The organism is Streptomyces sp. NPDC001507, assembly GCF_042894765.1.
Classification (GTDB): domain Bacteria; phylum Actinomycetota; class Actinomycetes; order Streptomycetales; family Streptomycetaceae; genus Streptomyces.
Map to the genome: position 1 here is coordinate 1 of NZ_JBIAVV010000029.1, position 1,480 is coordinate 1,480.

1 protein-coding gene is annotated in these 1,480 nt (G+C 71.9%); it reads left to right on the top strand.

All coding sequences use genetic code 11. The annotated features are described in order from the left end of the window. Positions 1-332: 332 nt before the first annotated feature. Positions 333-1,220, top strand: a complete 888-nt coding sequence (locus ACFY0K_RS44690; protein WP_390644774.1) for a helix-turn-helix domain-containing protein — start codon at positions 333-335, stop codon at positions 1,218-1,220. Positions 1,221-1,480 lie beyond the last annotated feature (260 nt).

The following is a 1,480-nucleotide window of genomic DNA, read 5'->3' on the forward strand; positions in this document are numbered from 1 at the left end:
TCAACCGCATCCGCGACGACAACCCACCCGGAACACCCCCACCCCCCGCACCAGACCCCACCGACCCCTCCACCGCACCATCCACAACAGACATGAGATCCCCTTCGAGACGCTGAGATTCCGGGACGCCGAAACGCCGGGAGGCGCCGACGGAAGGAATCCTGCGGCCGGGGCCGGGAGCTACCCAGACCCCAGAACCGACTCGCCTGGCGCTGACGGGCCGGGCCCTGGGTGGTCAGATCCTGACCACCCAGGACGGGAAGGAGACGGACCCCGCGCCCGTTGGACAAAGAGCACGGTCCAGCGCACCGGATTCACGGGAGGGACACCCCATGCCTGACTTCTCCGAGCTGAGCGACTTCCTGCGCAGCCGCCGAGCCGCTCTCACCCCCGAGGAGATCGGGCTGCCGCAGTTCGCGGAGCGCCGCCGGGTGCCCGGTCTGCGCCGCGAGGAGGTGGCGCTGGCGGCCGGCCTGAGCGTCACCCACTACACCCGGCTGGAGCAGGGCCGCACGGTCCAGGTGTCCGACGCGGTCCTGGACGCCATCGCCCGCACCCTGCGGCTGACGCCGGACGAGTACAGCCATCTGATGGACCTGGCCCGGCCGGCGGCGGCCACCTCCCGGCGCGCCCAGCCGCCGCGCGCCGCCTGCGCCGACCACGGGGTCCGCCAGCTCATCGACACCTTCGCCGACACCCCCGCCCTGGTCCTGGACCGGCACAACGACATCCTCGCCTGGAACGCCATGGGGCACCTGCTGCTGGCCATGCACCTGGACTTCGACGCGCCCGAACACCCGTCGCGGCGGCCGAACCTGACCCGGATGCTCTTCCTCGACGAACGCACCCGGGACCTGTATCCGCAGTGGCACGAGGAGGCGCAGCTCGCGGTGGCCTCCCTGCGGCTGGTGGCCGGCCGCTATCCCCAGGACAAGCAGCTCGCCGAGCTGGTCGGCGAACTCATCATGAACAGCGAGGAGTTCGCGCAGCGCTGGGCCCGGCATCCGGTGCGCACCTGTGTCGCCGGCACCAAGGAGATGGTCCATCCCCTGGCGGGTTCCATGGAGTTGTCGTTCCAGAGCCTGCTGGTGCCGGGCGCGGCGGGCCAGCGCATGATCGCCTACACGGCCCGCGTGGGCACCGAGTCCGAGGCGGCCCTGCGGCTGCTCTCCTCCACTCTCCGGGTACCGGAGGCGGGCATCGGGAGCCCCGTCCGCTGACCCTGTCCTCTCCCGTCTCCCCCCGTCCCTCCGTCTCCTCCCGTCTCCTCCCGCACAACCCCGGCAAGTTGCCGAAGCCGCCGGTCGTACGCCCGTATCCCTCGGACCACGGCGACGCGCAGGGCTAACGTCGCCGCGCGGTGACACCCCGCCCGGCCGGCCGCTCCCCCGTTATGTTTTCCGCGGTCCTGCAAGAGGGCCGCTGGCCTCCGGGCCCGGCATGACTGTTCCCCCCTGTCGAGCGGATGACCTGGGGGGTG